Below are 15,988 nucleotides of genomic sequence, written 5' to 3' on the forward strand. Positions count from 1 at the left end.
GCGCATTGGTTCGCCAATAGAAACGCATTTGGAAACGTCGATAGAAACGCCATAAAAAATGACCAAAAACCATGACTGAATTCGCGACCCAGGCGCTGGCAGAAAAGCTCAAGACCGGCTTTGCACAGGGGGACTTTGTCAAGGACGGGCGTGTGATCGCCGAACGCACCCTTGCCGAACAGCTTGATGTCGGTCGAAGGGCGCTTCGCAAGGCGCTTGATCAGCTTGAATCCGAAGGCCTGATCTGGCGCCGTCAGGGTCAGGGCACCTTTGTTGGGACCCCGCCAACCCCGCGCCTGCGCAAACTTGAAGGACTGGCCACCAAAACCAGCCCGTTTGAAATCATGGAAGTCCGTCAGGAAATCGAACCATCGATGGCCCGGTTCGCCGCCCTTCGCGCCTCACAAGGTGATATCGACGCCATGCGCAGCATGGTCGAAAAGGCCGCCTGCGCGACCACACAGGCCGAATACGAAAAATGGGATGCCGCCTTTCATCAGCGCCTGGCCGAATCGGTCAAGAACACTCTGTTTCTCGCGGTGTTTGAGGCCGTCAATGCGGTCCGCCGCGAAGCGGCATGGGCTCGCCTGCGTGAAAGCAGCCATTCAGACACATTGATCGAAGAACTCAGCGCCCAGCATCGCGACATCATCAACGCGATTGAGCAACGCGACCCCAAACGCGCCGAAGACGCCATGCGCCGCCACCTGTCCGAGGTGGAACACGCACTGAAACAAACCTGATCTGATAACGATTTTTTTGCGGTCAGCCCTGCGGCGTAAAGTCCGCAAACATCCCGTGATAGGCCTTAAGCGGCGGCTTGGCATAGGCACCTGCCTTGCTGGTGCGAAGCCCCAGAAACGCCATGGCCTCGATCATCTTGACCGCTGCACTGACCCCGTCAATCACCGGCACGCCTAGCTCCTCGGTCAGGCGATCGGCGATATCGGTCATTCCCGCACAGCCCAGAACAATCGCCTCGGCATAATCATCAGCAAGGCAAATCTCCGCCTGCTTTTTAAGGGCAGAGTATGCTGCCTTGGCGTTGGCCCCTTCGAAATCCAGCGTCCGCACACCGGCCGCCCGGACGACACATTGCGATGACGCCCCGTATTTCGACACCAGATGTTCAAGCGGCCGGACAGAAACCGGCATCGGGGTGACAATCGCAAAGCGCGATGACACGGCAGCAGCCATACGCAATGCCGCCTCGCACAGCCCTAGAACCGGCGCACCGGTCAGACAGCGCGCAGCATCGACCCCGGTATCATCAAAGCACGCCACCACATAGCCGCCAATTGGATCAGATTCCTGTTCGGGTGCGGCTTCGAGTTCGCGAATAACCGAAAGCAATCCGACACTGGCAAAGGCCTCGTCGTAATAGCCCTCAATACTATCCGGTCCGAAAGTCGGATTGAGTGCCAAAACCTGTGTTGTCGGCCCAACAATCCTTTGCGCCTGTTCGCCGACCTTTTTGGTAAAGCCGGTCGACAAGTTGGGATTGATAACGGCAATGCGGCTCATGCTTTTTGTCCTTTGCGTCGGCGCATGATGGCAACCGTGCCCAATGCCAGTGCAATCACCAGGAAGGAGAATCCGGTGGTCACCGTGCCCAGCGCATAAAGCACCGGTGTGGTAACATTGGTCGTCATGCCATAGATCTCAAGCGGCAGGGTATTGAGCGCGCCAGCCGTCATCAGGGTGCGGGCAAATTCATCGTAGGACAGGGTGAACGAGAACATCGCAACCCCGATCAGGCTTGGCCCCACCATCGGCAAAACAACATATTGAATGGTTTGCCAGTTGCTTGCACCCAGATCGCGCGCGGCTTCCTCGTAGGACGGATCGAACCGGTTAAACACCGCAAACATGATCAGAAGACCGAACGGGAACGTCCATGTCAGATGCGCACCAAGGGCCGAGGTAAACCATTGCGGTTGCCATTCAACAATATTGAACAGCAAACCAATGCCCAGCGAAATCAGGATCGACGGTACAATCAGGCTGGCAATCGCAAGATAAAAAATCACGCTGTCGCCCCGGAACCGCTTGCGGAACGCAAGACCGGCCATGAAGGACACTACAACCGTTACAACCATGACAATCAGGCCAAGCTTAAGGGATCTGCTGAACGATCCACCAAAATCACCAACGGCCTGTTGTTCAAAAAGATTGCCAAACCAGTGGAACGAAAAGCCGTTCATCGGGAAGGTCAGACCACCATTCTCCCCCTGGAAGGACAGAATGAAAATCGTCAGCATCGGACCATATAGAAACAGCACGAATAGCGTAAAAAATGCCGCAAGGAAATAGAAGCTGGTCGGGCGGCGTTCACGGGTTTTGGTGAGTAATGCCATGATCACAGCTCCTTGCGGATATCAACAAGACGAAGAAGTGCGGTCACGATCAGCAACACCGTGATCAGAAGCACCACCGCACTGGCGGCTGCAGCCGGATATTGCAGAAGCCCGATCTCGTTGGAAATCTGCAACCCGACCGAGGCACTCTGCCCGCCGCTCATCAGACGGACCGTGATGAAATCACCCATCACCACCGTAATGACAAAGATCGATCCAATGGCAATGCCCGGCTTGGACAGCGGGACGATGACGGATTTTAGGGTCTCGAACCCGCTGGCACCTGCATCGCGCGCCGCCTCGATCAAGGACCGGTCAATGCGCATCATGGAATTGAAGATCGGCACCACCATGAACAGGGTGTAAAGGTGGACATCTGCCAACACGACTGCGAAATCGGAAAACAGAAGGAATTCAAGCGGCTGATCGACAATCCCGAGATTGATCAGGGCAGAGTTCAAAAGCCCGTTACGCCCAAGGAACGGGATCCACGAAATCATGCGAATGATGTTCGAGGTCCAGAACGGAATGGTGCACAGCATGAACAAAACGATCTGCCAGGTCAGACTGCGCACATGAAACGCTAGGAAATAGGCCACCGTAAACCCGATCAGCAGGGTAAAGACCCAGGTCAGAGCAGCATATTTCAGGGTATTGAGATAGATGCTCCACGTTACCGAGGAGCCCAGCAGGTACTTGTAGTTCTCTAAAATGAAGTCCGGCAGGATGCGATATTCGTCATAGTCCCAGAAACTGACCACAACAATGGTCAGAAGCGGGATGACAAGAAACACCGCAAAGATCAGCGCCATCGGCGAGATCAGGAAATAGGACGATCTTTTTGACGTATCAGAAGCCATGCTCTGTCCTTGAAACCCTGCCAGAAAACCAAAAAGTAAAAACGAATAAATGGGCCCGACATGCTGTCGGAAAATTGAAAACGTAAAATCAGAAACTCGAGGTGACGGGCGCGACCAAAGCCGCGCCCACCAGATATCTGTCGCAGATTATGCTGCGATGAATTCGTTCCACTTGCGGACCATGTGCTTGTTCTCGTCCATGACGGAGTTCCAGCACGCGACCGAGCCCATACGCTCTTCGTAGGAACCGCCATCGCGAACCGCACCAGCTTTTTCCATGACCTTGCCTTCCGGGCTAAGGATGTCGCCTTCGGCGGCTTTGCCTTCCATCCAGAAGCCCCACTCGTCTTCGGACATGAACTTCTTCGCGGTTTCCGGTGCTGCGCTGTAGTAACCCTGACGGTTAAGATACGCACCAACCCAGCCCGACAGGTACCAGTCGATATATTCGTAGGCTGCTTCAAGCTCGAGACCCGAAAGGTGCTTGGCAAGACCGATGCCGCCACCCCATGCACGATACCCTTCCTTAAGCGGCTGGTATTTGCAGGCGATGCCTTTGGAACGTACAGCAGCAACGGCTGGCGACCACATGGACTGAATGACAACTTCGCCAGACGCCATAAGGTTGACCGACTCATCGAAGCTCTTCCAGAAGGCGCGGAACTGACCGGCTTTCTTGGCATCGATCATGACCGCGATGGTCTTGTCGATTTCTTCCTGGGTCATGTTGCCCTTATCGCCATAGGTGACTTCGCCCATGGCTTCGCACACCATCGCCGCATCCATGATACCGATCGACGGAATGTTCAGGATCGATGCCTTGCCCTTGAATGCCGGATCAAGCAGATCGGCCCAGCTGGTGATTTCGCGATCAATCAGGTCGGGGCGAATACCAAGGGTATCTGCGTTATAAATGGTCGGGATCAGGGTCATCCACTGGGTCGGGGCAGACGCAAACTCGACACTGTCGGCACCTTCAACGAAGCCAACCGTATGCGGCGCGGTACCTTGCGCGATTTCTGAATCCGGGGTCAGTTTGCCATCAATGAACAGCTTGGAGATGTACTGATAGTTTTTCAGCTTGGTGGTATCCATCGGCTGCATGGTGCCGGCCGGGAAGACCTTCTTACAGATCCAGTATTCGATATCGGCAATATCAAACGAGTTCGGCTGGGTCACGGCGCGCTGGGCAACCGCATCAGAATCAAGGGCAGTCATCTGCAGGGTAAAGCCAAGATCTTCTTTGACCTTGTCGGCAACGGCGTTGATGTTCGAAACACCGGTACCGAACTGACGCAGGGTAACGTCCTTGATGTTCTGTGCCCAGATGGTCGGGAAGCCGGTGATGGCACCCGAACCGATGGCAGCACCGGTTACAACCGCTGCACCCTTAACGAAACCACGGCGTGAAACGCCCGTTTCCGTCTCGATTGTTTTCTTTGAAATTTTCTTTTCGATCGTCATGTGAAGCACTCCTGATAGCTTGTTGGTTTATTTCATTCAGGCCAGAACATGGGCATGTTCCGGCTTCCAATAGGCGATGAATTTGTCCAGTCGCCTGACAGGTGCCTGCCGAAATTCGCTTTCGGTCTTCATTAGGGTTATTTCCTTGCCGTCGGCTGTCGTTGCGACAATCCGAACCCACAGGCCGAGATACTCGACCGTGGTAATTTCGACAGGGATCTGACCGTTCTTGCTGTCTTCTGGTGGCGTTTCGTCCAGACCGATCAGGTCGGTACGAATGGTGAATTCGATGTCCTCGCCCGCCTTGCCATCAGCAAATCCGGGCAGGAAGAAACTGTCCGGACCGCGCGCAAGCAACGTGCCGGCCGGGCCGGATTCCGAAACGGTACCTTTGAAGATGTTCTGACCGCCCATGAAGTTCGCGATAAAGCGCGATTTGGGCTGGTTAAAGATTTCGTGCGGGGTGCCTTTCTGGCGAATGATCCCGTCTTCCATCACGACCACCATGTCTGATAAGGCCAATGCCTCGTCCTGTGCGTGGGTGACGTGAACAAAGGTAATGCCCAGTTCCTGCTGCAGGCGGCGCAACTCATCACGCATGCGCGCCCGCAGGAACGGATCAAGGGCCGAAAGCGGTTCATCAAGCAACAGCACGGATGGTTCGGTAATCAGGGAACGCGCCAAAGCAATACGCTGTTGCTGCCCGCCAGAGAGCTGGTCGGGCTTGCGATCTGCAAATTGCTCCATATGGACCCGGGCCAGCATCTCTTTGGCCCGATCTTTACGATCCGATGGGGAGACACCTTGCATCTTGAGGCCAAAGGCAACGTTCTCCGCACAGGTCATGTGCGGGAAAAGTGCGTAATTCTGAAACATCATTGCCGTGCCGCGCTTGACAGGCGGCAGTTCGGTCACATTACGATCCCCGATCAGAAGATCGCCCTCGCTGATCACTTCATGACCGGCAATCATGCGCAGCGTGGTTGACTTGCCGCACCCCGACGGACCAATCAAACAGCAATACGCCCCTGCCGGAATTTGCAGATCAATCGATTTCACTGCCTGTGTGCTGCCATAAAATTTACTGACAGCAATCAATTCAATGGCCCCGTTGCCCGTCATCCGCTCACCCGTCGCTGCATGCAAAATTGTTAACAATCATGTCAGCGATCTAAGGCAAGATGCGTGCCACTTGATTTCATTGGCAGTTTTTCAACGAGTCCCGCCAAGCTATCAAAACTGGTGCGTTTGTTAGGCTTCTCATTCTGCCCGTTTTATGTCCACTTTATGCATATTTATTAATCATCGTGATTTATGTGCGAAAATTATAATCATCTTTGTCTCTGCACGGAAAATAAAGAACCATTTTATGTTGTGCAAATCGTCAACAATTTTGTAGAAATAGAGAACCACCCAACGAACATGAACGATGGAAAGTATCGTCACGATGGCCAAGGCCGAACAGACCGGCAGCTATAAAGGCAGCGAAAAGCTGCGCCCGGAGGAAATGATCTATCACGAGATGCTCGACGCGATCCTGGATCGCCGCCTGGAGCCGGGCATGAAGCTCATCGAGGAAGATCTTGCCAAAACCTTCGGGGTCAGCCGTGCACGCATCCGTGCGACTTTCCTGCAGCTCGCCCATGACAAGCTGATCAATCTGGTGCCCAATCGCGGCGCCTTTGTCGCTGAACCGACCATTGACGAAGCCATAGAAGTCTTTTCCGCCCGCCGCATGATCGAGGATGGCGTTGCGCGCAAGGTGGCCACCAGCATGACCCCCGAACGCGCCGAACAGATCAAGGCGCATCTGGATCGCGAACATGACGCCCATCATCGCGGGGATCATCGCGCTGCCATCATTTTGTCGGGTGAATTCCACCTGTTACTGGCACGGCTTAGCGGCAATCTGGTGATCGAGGAATTCCTTGAACGCCTGATCCTGCGCACGTCGCTGATTATTGCCATGTATGAAAGCCCGCAACCGGTCGATTGCTCCCACACGGAACACGACCAGTTACTCAATGCTCTGCTTAGTGGCGATCCCGATGTCGCGGCGGCTGAAATGTCACGCCACCTTGATGCCATCCGCGATCGCCTGCAATTGCAGCGCCCCAAACCGGGCAAAACCGATTTTGCCAGCATCTTTGGCCGCATCCCGACCTCGGAAGCCAGCTAATCCTCCTGGCGAGTTCCGGTAACGACCGCCATGCGCTTAGCGCGCATATTCCGTTCAAGCATCACGCGGAACCCCGCTCGGATCCTCGCTACCGCGGTGATATTTGAACGTGCCCGTTGATGTGCCGATCACATTACCATCCGCGTCAAAGGCAGTTGCCTCGGTAAACACCACCTTGCGTCCGCCGCCCTGCTTGCGGGCAACAACCCGGACCACACCATCCCTCGCCATCCCCAGGAAATTGGTGGTCAATGACAGGGTCAGGGATTTGCGCACATTGCCCGGCACCGGACAGAAACACACAGCATAGCCAGACGCTGTATCCATCAGGGTTGTCAGCACGCCACCATGCAGGATACCAGCCCGATTACAGTGATGGTTTTGCACGTCAAGTTCGACCACCGCGTGGTCTTCTGCCCATTCCACCAGTCGGTAGCCAAGATGATCCTGCAATCCGCTGCCATGGGCCTGTTCATAAGCCAGATTATCGTGTGTGCCGGTCATGCATAAACCATCCCTGTCGTAAAATTCCCCAAGCTATAGCAGATATCGATAAGTGCCGAAAACCGCGATGAGTCGCATGCCTTGGCCGGCCCCGAGACAGCTCCCAACACGGTGCAAAATCGTCTGAAAAACCGCATCCCTTAATCGATGTTAGGCGATGCAACATGAAATAATGTTTTTATTTCAATGTGATAGCCACACCGTTCTCCAACCAAGAACGGGATAGCGGTGAAACGAGAATAGTCGTTCGAACCGGCTGTCGGTATATCTGTAGTCACACCAAACACAAACGGTTCTACAAGGATCAAAGCCATGACGACGATTGCTTACAAAGACACCACCAGCATCGAACGCGAAGTCCGTATCGGTTGGTTCACCAGCTTTGTTCGTGCCCTTCAGGTTGCCGTGATCATGAAAGCATCCCAGGCCAAAAACCACGCAGAACTGACTGCGGATTGGAACAAGGCATGGCGTCAGGTTGAAGGCTAAGGCACCCGCCTTTCCGTATCGTTTGAGGATGGTGCGACGGTCCTTACATCATCGCACCCTCAAACTTCTTGACGCTTCGGGTTGAACCACCGACAACGGTTCCATGCAAAAGTTTGATATCGTGACCATCCGGCTTTTTGTCGCCATCGTGCGCGCCGGAAGTATCAATGAAGCTGCCCGGCGCGAACATATCGCGACTTCGGCAGTTTCGCGCCGCATTGGCGAACTTGAAGCCATGTTGGGCGTCAATCTTTTGCGCCGCCTGCCACGCGGGGTCGAACCGACCGAAGAAGGCACGATCTTTGCCCGCTACGGCGAAAAGCTTCTGGGCGATCTGAACCATCTTTCCAACGAACTGCGCGATTTCAACGCCGGTGAAAAGGGCAAGATCTATCTTGCCGCGGTCACTTCGGCGATTTTGACCGGCCTGCCATCGTTCTTGGCCGATTTTGAACGTGATTTCCCGCACATTACGGTCGATGTCCGTGAACTGACGTCACGCGAAAGTGCCGAGGCCGCCCGCGAAGGTCGCGCTGATCTGGCAATTCTGGCCGATAACAGCCCGCTCGGCGATCTGTCCCATGATGTGTTCTGTGATGATCCGATCTGGGTTGTAACGCCCAAGGGGCATCCGTTGATCCCAAATGCCGATAATCCAAAACCGGTGAAATTTTCCGAAGCCGCCAAATACGACATCATCTCACTGCATGAAGGCGGCGTGATTGATGATCTGATTTCCGAGGCCGCATCGAAAATCAAACTCGACATGCATCCACATATCAAGGTCGTGCGATTTGGCTCTTTGCGGCAAATGATTGCGGCGGGTCTCGGGATTGGTTTCCTGCGCAAAAGCTCGGTCGCGGGCTATATCGGGCACATGAACATCGCTGGCGCGCCGATTGCCGATGACTGGGCCAAACGCCAATTACTGATCGCCCACGAAGGCAACGCCAATCTGACCAGTGCCGCACGCCTGTTTCGTGATTATCTTCTGCGCAAATCGGCGGAAACTCAGTTCAAACCGGTTTTGGGCTGATCCTGCTCGTCAGGCAGAACGCTGTGCGCGTTCCGCCCAAAGGTCCTGTCCACTCGGGCCCAACGGCACTGCCATGCCGCCAAAACGCGCCACATGACGTTCGGCTTCTGCCAGAACAAGACCGGGCAATTCAGACCACTGACCGATCGGTGCCAGCACCTCGACACGTTCATCTGATTTAACATCAAGCAGTTCAGGCAGATCTTCACGCGCGTGCGTTCCACCACCTGCAAGCATAGGCACAATAATCGCCTGCCTGTGGGCGGCGATGTCGCGCCAATCGCCAAGCGATGGCGATCCTTCGATATTGCCAATGCAGATTTCAGCACCAACGCAAATCCGCCCCAGACGATCTGCAAGTTTGACTGTTTCGGGAAGCGGATCGGTCAGGGTTTTCAAGCCGTGCGGAACAAGAAAGACAGATGTTTCAGAAAGGCTCCAGCCACGATTGCGTGCTGATGCATGAACATGCGCCGCAATCATTTCACAAAAACCCGGAAGGTTGATGGCCGGTGGCAGGATGACAGCATCGCCGAGCCCCGCCTCGTGCAATTTGGCTGGCAGTTCTTCGAACACCAGATAGCCTTCACTGAAGAATAGCGGGAAAACAATCAGACGATTGGCATCAGCCGTTTCCTTTAGGTTTTCAAGCTGATCACTGACAGAGGGTTGGCTTCGCATATATCCGTGGCTGACACGGCCATTCCAGTCAGGTGCAATTGTCCGCGCAAGGTCCCCTGCCGGATCACCGCCATTACCGCTGTTGCCATGGGACACCATCATGAGTGTCGGCATTTCGAAATGTGGCATGCATCTCACCATAGTCTGCATTGTCTAAAGCGTAGTTTCATATACGCATCATGCAACCATCTGGATCGCCGGACGGGCAAAAACCCCTGTTTTGGCGCGAAAATTTCATTGCACCAGATCCCATCGCGGCTGATCGCCAAAGCGGTCCTGGATGAATTCAACCAGCAACCTGATACGCGCAGCAAGCTGACGGCTGGGCGGATACAAAAGATACAGGGACAAAGGACCCGGCGCATAATCGCAAAGAACACTGACCAGTCGCCCGGTCTGCAATTCCGGCCCGGCGATAAATGTCGGTAATTCGGCAATGCCCAGCCCGGCAAGGGCCGCATCACGCAACACTTCCGCGTTGTTGCAGCAAAACACGCCATTGACCTGTACCGCGACCGGCCCGTCCGGACCGGTCATTTTCCAGCGCGCCCCGGATGGCAGGTTGCCGTAATGCAGACAGGGTAACCGCGCCAGATCACGAATGTCGGCCGGTTCCCCATGCATTCGAATAAACTCGGGCGACGCGCACAGCACGCGACGCATCGGCACGATTTCATGATCGATCAGGGCAAGGGTTTCTGTCGGGCGGCTGATACGCACGGTCATGTCAAAGCCATCTGCCACCGGATCAATAAAGTGATCATCAAGCGACAGTTCGACCCGGATATCAGGATAGGTCCGGGCAAAATCGACCAATGCCGGCCCCAGATGCAACGTGCCAAAAGACATTGGCGCATTGATCCGGATATCCCCGGAAGGGTGATCGCGATGTTCGCGGATGGAGTCTTCTGCGTCCCCCAGATCGGACAGAATGGCTTTGGCCCGCTGATAAAAGGCCTGTCCGCTTGGCGTGACCGAAACTTTGCGCGTTGTCCGGTTCAGCAATTGAACGCCAAGATCATCTTCAAGTGCCGCCACCGCACGGTTGACCTGCGAACGTGATTGTCCGATCGCACGCGCGGCAGAAGCAAAACTTCCTTCTTCAACCACGCGCACGAAACTCTTGAGGCTGGCCAGTTTGTCCATGGTGCGTCTTCCTGTTTATCGCCCCGGTTGGTTCAGATTGTCGCATAATATGCAACACAATGGCGATAATTACACGAATTGTCTCCTCAGTTGAAAAGGGTATTCTGCCTTCAACAACAGACAACCTCATGGAGGTAGAAGATGCTTATTAAAGTTGATGCTAATACCCGCGGCCGTGCCCAGTTTGGCTGGCTTGATTCCAATCACACATTCTCGTTCGGGCACTACTACGATCCGAACCGCATGGGTTGGGGTCCGCTTCGCGTGATCAACGAAGACCGGGTTATTCCCGGTGCCGGTTTTGACACGCATGGTCACAAGGATATGGAAATCATTTCCTATGTTCTTGATGGTGCCCTTGAACACAAGGACAGCATCGGCACCGGATCTGTCATCCGTCCGGGCCGCCTGCAACGCATGACCGCCGGGACCGGCATTCGCCATTCGGAATACAACCATTCCAAAACCGATCCGGTGCATTTCCTGCAAATCTGGATCATCCCCGAAGCGGCCGGTCTGGAACCGGGTTACGAGGAAAAGGAAATCGCACGCCGCGATACCGGCTCTGGCCTGACCCTGATCGGCAGCCGCGATGGCCGCGAAGACTCGATCACCATTCATCAGAATGTCGATCTTTATGTCGCCCATCTCAGTGATGGCGAAAGTGCCCAGCACAAGATCGGCAAAGGTCGCATTGCCTGGGTACAGGTCGCGCGCGGCAGCCTGACGGTGAACGGTGAAACCCTTAATGCTGGTGATGGCGCTGCGATCAAGGATGAAGACGAACTTGTCTTCTCGGACGCGGACAACGCCGAAGCCCTTGTTTTTGACATGGCGGCCTGAAGCGCGAAACCCGCGTGCCCCATGGTTAGGAGAACGACCATGACTTCGTATAACGCAAACACCCGTTCGATCATCCCTGCCCTTGGCAATGTATGGTCAACCCTGCAACCGCTTTCGCCTGTCATTGTCCGTGTGACCACCGGCATTCTGTTGGTCCCGCACGGTGCCCAGAAACTGTTTGGTGCCTTTGGTGGTTATGGCCTCGAAGGAACCGCAGGCTGGCTGGAAAGCATCGGCTTTGTTCCGGGCTTCCTGTTTGCGCTTGCTATTGGCCTTCTGGAATTTGTCGGCGGCCTTATGCTGACGATTGGCCTTTTGACCCGTCCGGTGGCAGCGGCAGTTCTTGTTTTCATGGCGATTGCTGTTTCAACCCATCTTCCAGCTGGTTATTTCTGGAACGAGGGTGGTTTTGAAATGCCTCTGATGTGGGGGCTTCTTGCCCTGTCGGTGCTTATTCAGGGCGGGGGAAAATTCTCTGTCGATCACAAGATCGGCCGTGAATTCTGATCATACCGCCAAATTCGCGCGTGTTTTCAACGGGCTGCCATAAGTGCAGCCCGTTTTTCGTTTGCTCCCCAAATGGGGATATTGCCCGCCCCGGAAAATGGCGAAGATGGTGACCAAGCTACTGATCCAACCATTGCAAAGTGATCCGGAACGAAGCCATGAACATCGCGTCGCCCAAAAACAGTCAGAATGATATCGAAATCGCCGACGGTTTGCGCCGCTGCAAAGGGGATAACGCATACCGCAAACCGAATGCCGAAAAGCGTTTCCTGCTGGTCGATGACAGTATCGAAGTGCGCTTCTCCGTTCGCCGTGTCCTGCGCAGTGCCGGTGCCACTCACATAGACGTCGCTGAAAACGGCGAAATCGCGTTGCAGATGCTGGCCCAGGCGGGCCGCAAACAAACGCCTTATGACGTGGTGATTCTTGATTATATGATGCCCGGAATGTCAGGCATCGAATTGCTTTATGAGATCGAGCGCCGTGAAATCAAGAATGCCGAAGGTACACGCAAAATCATGTTGACCGGTTTCTATGACGCCAAGGTCAATGAAGAAGCCAAATCTGTCGGCGCGACCTTCGTTCTGAGCAAACCCTGTGATGCCGCCAGCCTGTCTGCAGCAATCGCTTAGAGAGCCATACAAGCAATGCCGCATAATGCCTCGATCATATTTGTTGATGATGACCTCAACGTTCTCAGAGGTTTACGGCGGCGTATGTTATCAATGCGTCCGAACTGGAAGATGCGCTTTTACGAAGGTGCGGAACAGGCGTTGATCGGACTGGAAGAACAGCCTGCAGACGTCGTCATTTCCGACATGCGCATGCCGTCCATGGACGGGGCGGAGTTCCTTCGGATCGTTGCAACACGCTGGCCGCAAACATCCCGCATTCTGTTGTCCGGCTATGCCGATGAAATCGCCATCCAGAATGGTGCTGCCGCCACCCATCATTTTTTGGCCAAACCCTGCACCGATAGCGACATCATCCACGCAGCCGAGCGCGGCCTGATCATGAACAGATATCTGCGCGACCCGTTTCTGGTTGATTTGCTTTCCATCGTTCCGGGCGATCTGATGTGGCCAATAACCTTTCGTCGCCTGCATTCCATACTGCAATTCAGCGGTCCCAGTAGCCATGCCGAACTTACTGATTTCGCAAACGATCACCCGGCGTTAACGAACCTTGTCCATGAGCTTGCCCTGCGTGAGCAACTCATACCCGGGGACTGTCATCCTGACTTCATCAAGCTTCTTAAAATCTTGGGTATCGAGACCATCAAAGCACTGTGCGTGCTTTGGTGCGAACTGGGACAACCCAGCCAGTTTGATGGCGAGCGGATCAGTGTCGACCTTCATCGTCCCCTTGTCCTGGGTCAGATGGCGGCCGAGATCGCACGACTTCGCAACCTTGAACCGGAATCTGTCGATCAGATCCGTGCCGCTGCTCTTCTGTGTCACATCGGCGATATTTTCACTGCTCGCGTTGTGCCTGAAAAACATGCAGCCAGCCGCCATCGTGCAGACGTAGATAATTGCGACATCATATCAGCTGAAATCAGTGAAATGGGCTTTGCTCATCCGGCTGTATCAGCGTGCCTGTGTGCCTGCTGGGGTTTTTCCCATCAGATCATTGAAAACATCGCATTTCATCATCGTCCGGAATCCGCACCAACCGACAGGTCGGAAAGCTTGCTGATTGTCTATGCAGCACAGCATTTTGCGCGCAAGGCAGGTGTTGATGGTGTGACACGCGCAGAAAAATATGACCTCGCGCGTGGATTTATCACCCGATGTGGTGCTGCGGCTGATTGGCAGATTTGGGAACGCGCCTGCATTGGCAAGCACATCCCGCTGGAAGCAACCAAGCCTCATAATTTCTGAAACACTGCCTTCTGATCAAAGACCTGCCTGATTACCGAAGCAAACTGTTAAGGTCACTTGGCCCTTCAAGGAGATCCGCATTGGTGTCAGTGGCGGCGTTTTGATCGGGTTTCGGCAACCGGATCACAAATTCCGCCCCGTCGATATAGTCCGCGGACAAGGTCAGGTCCCCGTTGAAATCATCCTGAATAAGTTTGCGACAGATCGGCAATCCCTGACCGGTGCCAACACCCCGTTCCTTGGTGGTAAAGAAGTAATCAAAGATGCGTTCGCGAATATTTTCGGGAACGCCCGCGCCATTATCACGCAAGCGGATATAGACATTGTCTTCATCAGACGTCACCAGAAGATCAATGCGCCCGCGGCGCTGACCTGTTTCACGGATGGCTTGTGACGCATTGACGATCAGGTTGATCAGCGCTTGCGACAAGTGGTTTCTGCGCCCACTGACTTCGGTGACATCGGACTGCATGACAACGTCCAGATCGGCGATATGTTTGACCTGGTTGCGCGCCAGGGTAACGGCGGTATCGATTTCCTCGGTAATCGAAATCGGCTCCACGGCATCGGTTGTCGGATGGGCGAATTTGCGAATACCACGGACAATCTCGGCAATCCGGTTCAAGCCCTGAATACTCTCGTCAATCGCCATCGGGACTTCTTCGGTAATGAAGTCGATCTTGGGTTTATCAAGATTGAGCCGAGCCGGTTCATCGGGATTCTTGCGGTCAATCGCGCCAACCAGATCGGCGAAGCTGTCGGACAAGAATTCAAGATTGTTCTGGATATATTGTGCCGGCGTGTTGATTTCATGCGCAACCCCGCCGGCCAAGGTGCCAAGCGCATGCATCTTGGCGTAATCGGCGGCTTCCTCGATCACTTCCTGTTCCTGGCGCGCTTTTTGGGCGGCCATATCGGCGGCAAAAATCTTTTGGCGCTGGCGGATCATGAAAGTACCAAGAACTGCCATGACAATCACACCGACGAAAAACAGATAGGACAGGATCTGAATATCGGTTTTCACGACCGAGATATTGTTGGCGTTGTAAATCGAAACAAAGTTCGTTGTACGCACCACCGCCTGTTGCAAAGATTCGTTCATCGGCTCAAGCAAGCGATACAACGCGCTCAGCTTTTCCTCAGGATCGGTGATGGTCGCCAACGCCGCATCGATCTTCTCGATCTGAAGTTCAAGCTGTTTGATTGTTTCGGCGACTTCCGGCACCGTGAACAACACCTCGAACCCGTCACCATCACGCAGCAGGTAGACACGGCTGACCAGAATTTCATATTCCAGCAGGACGCGGTCGACCACATCGTCGGACAAACCAAACCGGCCGATTGCAGCCTCTATGTCACGCTGCACGACAAGAAACTGACGCTGCACCTGAAAAACCGCCCAGACGAAATTTTCGCGGTACTTGAACCGCTCATCGTCAAGCTGGTGGACAATCGCTGCTGACAGAAATCCGTAAAGCACGACAAACAGGACCAATGCGATAAACATGGCCCTGCCTGACTGCTTGAACAGGAATGACTTAATTTGCTGCATCAACAGACTTTACCTGCCAGACGGAATAAGCCCAATAGGTATCAGTCTGAAACCGCGCGTCGGCGTCATAGGGGAAAATGACCCAGAAAGGCCCCTTTTCACGCACCGACATTTCGGCATCGTTGAGGTGATAGGCCAGAATGGCACCATCGTTGCGCAGAACATCTGCAGGCACCATCACGTTATAGTCATTGAGTGCTGAAACACGCACGGTTTCCGCTTTCAGACCATAGGTGTCAAACAACGTATCAAAGGCAACACCACGGAACTTCTGTACCCCGTCAGTCCACTGGGTCGACGTACTGATTTCGGTGGCCTGCAGCTTCATCAGTTCCTCAAGCGAAACATGGACAGTTTCACCATCAACCCTGGTCATGGACAATGTGCCATCCGCCAAAGACGGGGCGACATGAAATCCAATCAGTGCGATCACCATCGCAAACAGTTTAAGGGCGCTTTTCATCATTTTTTTCATGCTCCATCACAC

At 54.3% G+C, this 15,988-nt stretch carries 18 protein-coding genes; 8 read left to right on the plus strand and 10 right to left on the minus strand.

Going from position 1 to position 15,988, the window contains the following annotated elements:
- Positions 1–71 precede the first annotated feature (71 nt).
- Complete coding sequence (locus IT893_RS18540) at positions 72–743, plus strand: FadR/GntR family transcriptional regulator (RefSeq protein ID WP_197146251.1); 672 nt, start codon at positions 72–74, stop codon at positions 741–743.
- Between the two features lie 22 nt (positions 744–765).
- On the opposite strand, the gene IT893_RS18545 is transcribed toward IT893_RS18540, so the two are convergent.
- The 5 genes from IT893_RS18545 to IT893_RS18565 form a co-directional block, all read right to left on the minus strand.
- The gene (locus IT893_RS18545) at positions 766–1,524 is read right to left on the minus strand and encodes an aspartate/glutamate racemase family protein (protein WP_197146252.1); all 759 of its coding nucleotides are present in this window, start codon (positions 1,522–1,524) and stop codon (positions 766–768) included.
- Positions 1,521–2,357, minus strand: a complete 837-nt coding sequence (locus IT893_RS18550; protein WP_063086472.1) for an ABC transporter permease — start codon at positions 2,355–2,357, stop codon at positions 1,521–1,523. The genes IT893_RS18545 and IT893_RS18550 overlap by 4 nt, the downstream gene beginning before the upstream one ends.
- A 2-nt stretch (positions 2,358–2,359) precedes the next feature.
- Positions 2,360–3,217, minus strand: coding sequence for an ABC transporter permease (locus IT893_RS18555; protein ID WP_120223961.1), 858 nt, complete (start codon positions 3,215–3,217; stop codon positions 2,360–2,362).
- Between the two features lie 147 nt (positions 3,218–3,364).
- The gene (locus tag IT893_RS18560) at positions 3,365–4,681 is read right to left on the minus strand and encodes a PotD/PotF family extracellular solute-binding protein (RefSeq protein WP_008888644.1); all 1,317 of its coding nucleotides are present in this window, start codon (positions 4,679–4,681) and stop codon (positions 3,365–3,367) included.
- A 36-nt stretch (positions 4,682–4,717) separates the two neighbouring features.
- Positions 4,718–5,803, minus strand: coding sequence for an ABC transporter ATP-binding protein (locus tag IT893_RS18565; RefSeq protein ID WP_008888645.1), 1,086 nt, complete (start codon positions 5,801–5,803; stop codon positions 4,718–4,720).
- 307 nt (positions 5,804–6,110) lie between these two features.
- Between IT893_RS18565 and IT893_RS18570 the strand changes: the two genes are divergently transcribed.
- Positions 6,111–6,860, plus strand: coding sequence for a GntR family transcriptional regulator (locus IT893_RS18570; protein WP_008888646.1), 750 nt, complete (start codon positions 6,111–6,113; stop codon positions 6,858–6,860).
- 54 nt (positions 6,861–6,914) lie between these two features.
- Here IT893_RS18570 and IT893_RS18575 read toward each other — a convergent pair whose 3' ends face one another.
- Entirely contained in the window at positions 6,915–7,364 is a 450-nt protein-coding gene (locus IT893_RS18575) for a PaaI family thioesterase (RefSeq protein WP_197146253.1), read from the minus strand.
- 312 nt (positions 7,365–7,676) lie between these two features.
- Here IT893_RS18575 and IT893_RS18580 point away from each other — a divergent pair, with 312 nt between their 5' ends.
- Together IT893_RS18580 and IT893_RS18585 are read left to right on the plus strand one after the other, a co-directional pair.
- Positions 7,677–7,853 carry a hypothetical protein gene (locus IT893_RS18580; RefSeq protein ID WP_156518938.1) on the plus strand — a complete coding sequence of 59 codons (177 nt, stop codon included), beginning with the start codon at positions 7,677–7,679 and terminating at the stop codon, positions 7,851–7,853.
- Positions 7,854–7,956: 103 nt separating this feature from the next.
- Positions 7,957–8,889 carry a LysR family transcriptional regulator gene (locus IT893_RS18585; protein ID WP_197146254.1) on the plus strand — a complete coding sequence of 311 codons (933 nt, stop codon included), beginning with the start codon at positions 7,957–7,959 and terminating at the stop codon, positions 8,887–8,889.
- Between the two features lie 9 nt (positions 8,890–8,898).
- On the opposite strand, the gene IT893_RS18590 is transcribed toward IT893_RS18585, so the two are convergent.
- Both IT893_RS18590 and IT893_RS18595 read right to left on the minus strand, forming a co-directional pair.
- Entirely contained in the window at positions 8,899–9,699 is an 801-nt protein-coding gene (locus tag IT893_RS18590) for a CbiX/SirB N-terminal domain-containing protein (RefSeq protein WP_197146255.1), read from the minus strand.
- A gap of 105 nt (positions 9,700–9,804) precedes the next feature.
- Positions 9,805–10,716, minus strand: a complete 912-nt coding sequence (locus IT893_RS18595; protein ID WP_197146256.1) for a LysR family transcriptional regulator — start codon at positions 10,714–10,716, stop codon at positions 9,805–9,807.
- Between the two features lie 141 nt (positions 10,717–10,857).
- Between IT893_RS18595 and IT893_RS18600 the strand changes: the two genes are divergently transcribed.
- The 4 genes from IT893_RS18600 to IT893_RS18615 all read left to right on the plus strand — a co-directional run bounded on the left by IT893_RS18600 (position 10,858) and on the right by IT893_RS18615 (position 13,949).
- Entirely contained in the window at positions 10,858–11,559 is a 702-nt protein-coding gene (locus IT893_RS18600; RefSeq protein WP_197146257.1) for a pirin family protein, read from the plus strand.
- A gap of 39 nt (positions 11,560–11,598) precedes the next feature.
- Positions 11,599–12,066 carry a DoxX family protein gene (locus IT893_RS18605; RefSeq protein ID WP_197146258.1) on the plus strand — a complete coding sequence of 156 codons (468 nt, stop codon included), beginning with the start codon at positions 11,599–11,601 and terminating at the stop codon, positions 12,064–12,066.
- Between the two features lie 158 nt (positions 12,067–12,224).
- A complete protein-coding gene (locus IT893_RS18610; protein WP_197146259.1) occupies positions 12,225–12,698 on the plus strand; it encodes a response regulator in 474 nt (157 codons plus the stop codon).
- Between the two features lie 15 nt (positions 12,699–12,713).
- Positions 12,714–13,949 (plus strand): response regulator, encoded by a 1,236-nt coding sequence (locus IT893_RS18615; RefSeq protein WP_256430677.1) that lies wholly within the window; start codon positions 12,714–12,716, stop codon positions 13,947–13,949.
- Between the two features lie 31 nt (positions 13,950–13,980).
- Here the strand turns inward: IT893_RS18615 and IT893_RS18620 are convergent, their stop codons facing one another.
- Together IT893_RS18620 and IT893_RS18625 are read right to left on the minus strand one after the other, a co-directional pair.
- Entirely contained in the window at positions 13,981–15,501 is a 1,521-nt protein-coding gene (locus tag IT893_RS18620; RefSeq protein WP_252724006.1) for a sensor histidine kinase, read from the minus strand.
- The gene (locus tag IT893_RS18625; protein ID WP_252724007.1) at positions 15,488–15,967 is read right to left on the minus strand and encodes a molybdopterin-dependent oxidoreductase; all 480 of its coding nucleotides are present in this window, start codon (positions 15,965–15,967) and stop codon (positions 15,488–15,490) included. Before IT893_RS18625 ends, IT893_RS18620 begins: the two co-directional genes overlap by 14 nt.
- Positions 15,968–15,988: the final 21 nt, after the last annotated feature.

This window comes from Thalassospira sp. A40-3 (genome assembly GCF_015871485.1).
Lineage (GTDB): Bacteria > Pseudomonadota > Alphaproteobacteria > Rhodospirillales > Thalassospiraceae > Thalassospira > Thalassospira tepidiphila.